Raw genomic sequence first — 7,432 nt, forward strand, 5'->3', positions numbered from 1 at the left:
GGCAGCGTCAGATGTGTATAAACGACAGGTTTCCCACTGTGGAAAAATTAGCACAAGCAAGACAATCAGATATCGAAGGAATTTACGGTATCGGTGCAGAAATTGCTCAATCTGTTTACCAATGGTTCCACATTGCTGCAAATCAAACTTTAATTGAACGGTTGCAAACTGCGGGGTTACAACTTGTTAGGGAAGTTACCCTGACATCGGATAATCAAAAGTTCGTGGGGAAAACTTTTGTAATCACGGGTACGCTACCAACTTTGAAACGGGATGAAGCGAAAGCCTTGATTCAGAAAAATGGTGGCAAAGTTACCGAATCCGTGAGTAAAAAAACAGATTATTTAGTTGTGGGAGAAGATGCAGGTTCTAAATTAGAAAAAGCGCAAAGTTTGGGAATTATGCAGTTAAGTGAAGCGGATTTGTTGGAATTGATGGAGTGAGGAACCGCTAATAAAAGAGAAGCGTACATTTAGAAAATTAAAATCCCAGGTTTATTTGAGTACTGTATCCTTTAAGTATAGAATTGATAGCATCTGGAGTTTATGAAACTAAAGGTGACAGAAAAAGGTGTGGTTATTCCTAAGGAGTTTTTAGAGGGAGTTGAAGAGGTGGAAAAAGGCACTTTATCTTAAAGTCTCACCGATGGCTCTATATTGATTCGCAAAATTGATTTATAATTTGTTTAAGCGATTGCGAGTTTCATCTTTATTGAGGACGGATTGAGCCATAATATCGCCATTTTGCGCCAGTTTGCGTAAGTTTTCCATAGCTGCTTTAGGCCAAGTATTTCCATGCATAGAGCGCTCCAAGGCATCAACAGCATTTTGGTTCCCCAGACCGATAACTCCCAGGCAATGTAAAATCGCCAGGTAAGTATTGTCATAATCTCCCCAATTGAACCACCACCGTAAAGAATCAAGTACAGCGTCAACAGCTTCTTGGTTAGGTTCTCCAATTTCTGTTAATTCATCAATTGCTAGACGAGAACTACCCTCATTACTTCTATTAGTTTTTATCTCCTCTATCAGTTCATTAATTCTGCGCTTTTTCTTTTCTGGGTTCATAAGCGAGCAAATTTGTCTAAAAAGACGTACCGCGTTCACAAAAAATATCTTTCACTGTATCCTAACACTGATCGCATCAATAAATATAATACAAGCGAGGAAAGAGTGCGATCGCAATATCACCTAACGTAGTATGCTTGTAATTACATGTTACTAGGCGGTAAATTGTATGACGCCTCAATTTGAATATAGCCAGAATGTCAATTCAGAAGATGTTCTGCGGTTAGGTAATATTCTTAAGCAGTGTTTTATCGATCTCGGTGAAAACGAAAGCTACATCAATCGCATTGGTGTAGAAAACCTCCGCGTCATCCATCAAAATGAGCAAGTTGTTGGGGGACTAGCGCTGATTCCGATGAGTCAATGGTGGGGTGGTGTCAGTGTACCGATGACGGGAATTGCCGCAGTTGGCATTGCTTGTGAATATCGTGGAAGTGGAGGTGCGATCGCTTTAATGCAGCACACCGTCAAAGAACTTTATGAAAATGGTGTACCCATCTCCGTACTTTATCCAGCTACTCAACGCTTGTATCGCAAAGCTGGATATGAGCAAGCTGGTAGTGCTTGCTTTTGGGAAATTCCCGCTCTTAGTATCCAGGTTCGAGAGCAGTTATTACCTGTTAAACCTGTAGTTCCCATCAATCTTGAAGTATTTCATGACTTACACCACAAGCAAGCAACACTGAACAATGGATATTTAAACCGCAATCAGTTTATGTGGGAGGGAGTCAGCAAACCATTGGAAAAAGAACCGCTTTACGCCTATCTTATAGGAGAAGCCGACCAACCTCAAGGCTATATCATCTTCAGCCAACACGCAGACAAGGACGATACTATTCTGCGGATTCGGGATTGGGTAGTTCTGACAACTGCTGCTGCACAAACTTTCTGGTCATTTCTTGCCAATCATCGATCGCAAATTGACAAGATACGCTGGAGAAGTTCCCCAGTTGACCCTCTGACATTATTACTGCCAGAGCAAACTGCCAAACTAAAGCATATCAGCCGTTGGATGTTGCGCGTGATAGATGTTGTTAAAGCGTTAGAAAAGCGGGGTTATCCAAAGAAAATTCAAACTGAACTACATTTAGAAATTGAAGATGACTTAATAGCCGAAAACAATGGTAAATTCATTTTATCTGTTGCCAACGGACGCGGTGAAGTTACAAAAGGTGGAAAAGGTGAGTTACAGTTAGACATCAAAGGATTAGCACCGCTTTACACAGGTTTATTTACACCGCAGCAATTGCAAATAACCGGAAAACTTCAAGGTACAGAAACATCTCTAGATATAGCTACACAAATCTTTGCAGGTTCCTCCCCTTGGATGGCAGATTTCTTTTAAGGGGGAGTCGATAGTCGATAGTCGATAGTCGATAGTCGATAGTGGTTAGTGGAAAGCGTAGATAACCGTTAAGTGTCAACCACCAACTAACAACCATCAACTAACAACTAACAATTAACAACTAACAATTAACTAACAAAATTATGCATCAAAGTTCCGGTCGCTGGCGTTTTGGACTTCTGCTATCGCTTTTGACCGTTTTTTTATGGGGAATTCTACCTATCGCTTTGGCGGTAACATTGCAAACACTAGATGTTTACACTGTTACTTGGTTTCGCTTTGTGGTGTCATTTGCATTGCTTGCCGTTTATTTGGGAGTGCGAGGGAAATTACCAACCTTAACACAACTGCGTTCTGCTTCTTGGAAACTGTTAGCGATCGCTACTATCTTTTTAGCTAGCAATTACGTTCTTTTTTTGCAAAGTTTAGCGTTAACATCACCCGCTAACGCAGAAGTTATCATTCAACTAGCGCCGGTGTTATTAGGTTTCGGTGGTTTAGTTGTTTTTAACGAACGTTATACATTGCGTCAGTGGTTGGGTGTGAGTGTTCTGATTGTTGGTTTTTTGTTGTTCTTTCACGAACAACTAAATAATTTAATTACAGCGCGTGGTGCATATCTTTTCGGTACTAGTTTAACTGTGTTGGGAGCGATCGCCTGGGCAATTTATGCTTTAGCACAAAAACAGTTATTACAATCTTTATCTTCTGCCAGCATTATGCTGATTATTTACGGAGGATGTGCTTTATTATTCACTCCCTTTGCTCATCCGAATACAATTTTGACACTCGATTTGTTGCATGGCGGAATGTTGTTTTTTTGTGCTTTAAATACTTTAATTGCTTACGGGGCTTTTGCCGAAGCATTAGAGCATTGGGAAGCATCGCGGGTAAGTGCAGTATTGGCTACGGCTCCGATTGTGACTTTAATATCAGTTGAAGTTGTATCAGTTGTGGCAAGTACTTTAATTGCGCCAGAACGCCTAACTTTGACAGGCATACTCGGTGCGGTTTTGGTTGTATCTGGTTGTGTAGCGATCGCTTTAGGAAAATCTCATTAATCTAAATTTTTATGTCAGTAAATTTACGTGATTATTTTCTCAATTCATCGTTTTTTTTCTTGTTATATTTGTCATACTGAAGCGCGTAAATTGATTATTTGTTATGATGTTATAGCTACCTAATAAATGTTAATTCATGTCTGGGTAGCTAGGTAATTTGACCTATGTTAAGAACTATCAAGAAATTTTATTTTTAATTTCTTAATTAGAAAAAAAACAAAAATCAATACTTCTGAGGCGAATCGAATTTCCAACATCCAGGGTGTCCGTAACTACCAAAGCTAACGCCTCACGCTCACAACATCAGCATTCAACAGTTGATCGATGAACAGCTTGTTTGGTAATTGGACTAGCACCCTGAGAAAAAACTTTCTATGGCTGGTTCTCTCGACGCTGCTGCCTACACTTGGGATGAGTAATTCAGCACGGGCAGCAGAGCGAATTTATGCATCTTACTCAGTTCTACAGCGTTCTATTTCCATCAATGCTTTGGAAGATTACGCGAAAAAGGGTGTTATTGATGACGACTTGGCAGTTTATCAGCAATATCTGCAACCACAACAGCTTCAAGAGTTACGTCGTGCTTTAGTCACCCCAATCAAAGTTAACTCGGTAGCGGTTTCGCAATTTCTCTACACACCCCAAGGAGAATTTCTTCTAGGACGTTTGGGAGAAGTGATTAAAACTGAATCTCGTCAACCCAAACCCGGATTTCATGCTTTACGTTCAGCGCTGATTTTAGCTTCTGCGGAACCGTCCGGCTTAACGTTATTAAATTTGTTACGAAAATATCCCAGTCGCAGCATTCACATTGATTTAGCCCGTAGCCTGGGGATAGCCGGAGAACTGGAAAAACTCGTTAGTGAAACCAATCGAGCGATCGCCGCAGTTTCCCAAAAGTCTAATACAGAAGCAGCGACCATTCAACCATCGGTAAATCTCTCGCAACTGCCTTCTTTACGCCGCAAAGGACAGTTTATAGTCAAAGATAAACAGACACTAAAGATTTTTGACTTAGCACGCAATCGGCTTTTACTGACTGATGTTTACCTTCCCAATATTTCCACACCCGCACCCGTAATTGTGATATCTCATGGTGTTGGTTCAGACAGCAGCAACTTTGAATATTTAGCGAATCACTTAGCCTCCTATGGGTTTGCTGTCGTCGTTCCCAATCATCCGGGTAGCGATGCCAAACAACTGCGATCGCTTTTGGATGGACGTGCTAGTGAAGCTGCAAAACCACAGGAATTTGTTGATCGTCCTTTAGATGTCAAACATGTACTTGATGAATTGGAGATGCGGAACAAATCCGATTCTCGATTTAAAAGACGGCTAAATCTGCAACAAGTTGGGGTAATTGGTCAATCATTTGGTGGCTACACTGCTTTAGCCTTGGCTGGTGCTAAAATTAACTTTCAGAAACTAGGAAAAGACTGTGCTCAACAAGCATTAAAAGATACCTGGAATCTGTCTTTATTGCTTCAGTGTCGCGCTTTGGAATTGCCAAACAATCAATATAACTTGCGAGATGAGAGAGTTAAAGCAGCGATCGCTCTTAATCCAATCACTAGCAGTATCTTCGGAGAAGCTGGCTTAAAGGAAATTCAAACTCCCGTAATGATTGTTGGCAGCAGTGATGATACCATTGCCCCAGCTTTATACGAACAAATTCTGCCCTTTTCCTGGATTGCCAACACCCAAAAGTATTTAGTTGTGCTTGAAGGTGGAACCCACTTTTCGGCGATCGGCGCCAGCAATAACAGCACTGAACAAGTAGGATTACCTTCAGCGATAGTTGGCGACAATCCAGCACAAGCGCGTCGTTACATAAGTATTTTGAGTTTACCATTTTTGGAAACTTACGTAGTGGGAACCTCAAAATACATTCCTTACCTAAACGCTGCTTACGTCAGAACCATTTCCAGTCAGCCTCTCGGTTTAAGCCTTGTCCAGTCTTTGACGACAACCGAATTAGCCCAAGCACTGAATCGTGAGGTGAAAGAAGTAAAGCCTTAGACTAATCTCAAATTCCTAACTACTAATATCATGTCAGGTTTATTACTTACAATTGTAAAGACGTTCCGGACCGAACGTCTCTACGAGGGTTGGACCGAACGTCTCTAGGAGGGTTGCAATATTTTTATTAATGTTAATTATCAGGACATAATATAACAACTAACAATTAACCAATTTCTAAATCTGTGCAAGGCTTTCTAAATCTCAACAAACCATTTGACTGGACATCTCACGACTGTGTAGCGAAAACGCGCAAACTGTTGCGTCTCAAGCGCGTGGGACACGCAGGAACATTAGATCCAGCGGCTACCGGGGTGTTACCAATGGCACTTGGTAAAGCCACAAGATTATTGCAGTATCTACCAGGGAACAAAGCTTACAAAGCGACAATTCGCTTAGGTGTGCAGACTGCAACCGATGATTTGCAAGGTGAAATTATCGCATCTGTTCCTTGTGCAGTCAGTTTAGCAGATGTGGAAACTGCACTTAAACAATTTGAAGGAAAAATTCAGCAAATTCCCCCAAGTTACAGTGCGATTCAAGTTGAGGGAAAACGCTTGTATGATTTGGCACGTAAAGGCGAAGTAGTGGATGTGCCGGCGCGAACAGTTGAGATTTTTCAGATTGAAATTTTGGATTGGCGATCTGGAGATTTTCCGGAATTGGATGTAGCGATCGCCTGTGGATCTGGTACATATATTCGAGCGATCGCTCGCGATTTAGGTCACGTTTTACAAACTGGGGGTACTCTCGCTGCTTTGACACGCACCGAAAGCAGCGGTTTTCACTATTGGGACAGTCTCACCTTTAGCGACTTGGAAGCAGGAACCTTTCAACCAACTCCCCCAGATGCAGCTTTACAACATTTACCATCTATCACCTTAACCACAACATCTGCTCAAAAATGGTGTCAAGGACAGCGTGTTGCTGTAATAGATATTACCGGAACAGTGCGAGTTTACCATGAAGACAACCGTTTTTTAGGAATAGCCCAAACAGAAGCTGATATGTTGATTCCGACAATGGTATTTGAGCCAATTTCGTGAACTACTAGGCGATGATTTTGCAATATGCGATCGCGTATTTCTGTCAAAGCCGCTAAGTACAGCTTTGCCTAAAATCGTGGCAATTGAGGGTTGACATTTGAACGCACTCATGGTGCACCAGGTAGCGCACTCGTGACGCAGAGAATTCGGGCTAGTATTAATGAGATATAGTTCCATTTTTCAGTTTTCGACAATCCCCAGGGTTCTAATTATTGCATTAGGGTTGCGATCGCTATCCAGGGCAAAAGTTTGTGTTCTACTGAAATTCAGTAGTCAATTACTCGCCTCTTGGGAACTTGGCGTGTAAAATTAGTGTCTTTAAAAACACTTAGAAAAATCCTGTAAACAAAATGCCGAAAACGTTACTAAATAGAGGGATAAAATTATCGTTCACGATAATTACGCTTTTAGTGGCATCAGCAATTAACACCGTTGCTTATGCTCAAGAAGTGCCACCACCTATATTTGGAGATATTCGTGTTGGCGGCAAGTTTTCCCCAGATCCTTTGGTAGTTCGAGGTATGAGTGGTGGTTCCATACCTGCGAGAAGAGTCGCTGGGAGAGCAGAAACTGCAACAGGTCCCTGTACTGGATTTGTGGATGAAGAACCAGATCATACCTTGGAGCTAACAACTAGATTCGACTACCTGAAGTTAGAAGTAGACAGTCCGGAAGATACTACATTGGTTGTCATCGGACCTGGCGGCAACTGGTGTAATGATGAGTTTGACGGCGAAAATCCCGGCATTGTTGGCGAATGGCTTCCTGGAACTTACAAAATTTGGATTGGTTCCTACCACAAAAACAGGTATCTCCCTTACACTCTAGAGATTACAGAAGCAAAGTAGGGTTTAAGGCTGGGGGAAGCGTGGTGTGGGAGACTCCTTCGAGACT

7 protein-coding genes are annotated in these 7,432 nt (G+C 41.8%); 6 read left to right on the forward strand and 1 reads right to left on the reverse strand.

Annotated elements, in window-relative coordinates; all coding sequences use genetic code 11:
• Positions 1-443, forward strand: a 443-nt coding sequence (locus OGM63_RS23190; protein ID WP_318528531.1) for a BRCT domain-containing protein, incomplete at its 5' end; no start/stop codon positions are given.
• Between the two features lie 231 nt (positions 444-674).
• On the opposite strand, the gene OGM63_RS23195 is transcribed toward OGM63_RS23190, so the two are convergent.
• Positions 675-1,067, reverse strand: coding sequence for a hypothetical protein (locus OGM63_RS23195; protein WP_263748031.1), 393 nt, complete (start codon positions 1,065-1,067; stop codon positions 675-677).
• A 169-nt stretch (positions 1,068-1,236) separates the two neighbouring features.
• Between OGM63_RS23195 and OGM63_RS23200 the strand changes: the two genes are divergently transcribed.
• The 5 genes from OGM63_RS23200 (at position 1,237) to OGM63_RS23220 (ending at position 7,386) form a co-directional block, all read left to right on the forward strand.
• Positions 1,237-2,412, forward strand: coding sequence for a GNAT family N-acetyltransferase (locus OGM63_RS23200; RefSeq protein ID WP_263748032.1), 1,176 nt, complete (start codon positions 1,237-1,239; stop codon positions 2,410-2,412).
• 143 nt (positions 2,413-2,555) lie between these two features.
• On the forward strand, positions 2,556-3,473 hold the full coding sequence (locus tag OGM63_RS23205) for a DMT family transporter (RefSeq protein WP_263748033.1): 918 nt from the start codon (positions 2,556-2,558) through the stop codon (positions 3,471-3,473).
• Between the two features lie 324 nt (positions 3,474-3,797).
• Positions 3,798-5,492 (forward strand): alpha/beta hydrolase, encoded by a 1,695-nt coding sequence (locus tag OGM63_RS23210; RefSeq protein ID WP_263748034.1) that lies wholly within the window; start codon positions 3,798-3,800, stop codon positions 5,490-5,492.
• A 185-nt stretch (positions 5,493-5,677) separates the two neighbouring features.
• Complete coding sequence (gene truB, locus OGM63_RS23215; protein WP_263748035.1) at positions 5,678-6,538, forward strand: tRNA pseudouridine(55) synthase TruB; 861 nt, start codon at positions 5,678-5,680, stop codon at positions 6,536-6,538.
• A 410-nt stretch (positions 6,539-6,948) separates the two neighbouring features.
• Positions 6,949-7,386, forward strand: a complete 438-nt coding sequence (locus OGM63_RS23220) for a hypothetical protein (RefSeq protein ID WP_263748036.1) — start codon at positions 6,949-6,951, stop codon at positions 7,384-7,386.
• The last annotated feature ends 46 nt before the right edge of the window (positions 7,387-7,432 follow it).

It is taken from the genome of Plectonema radiosum NIES-515 (genome assembly GCF_025753815.1).
GTDB classification, from domain to species: domain Bacteria; phylum Cyanobacteriota; class Cyanobacteriia; order Cyanobacteriales; family Nostocaceae; genus Hassallia; species Hassallia radiosum_A.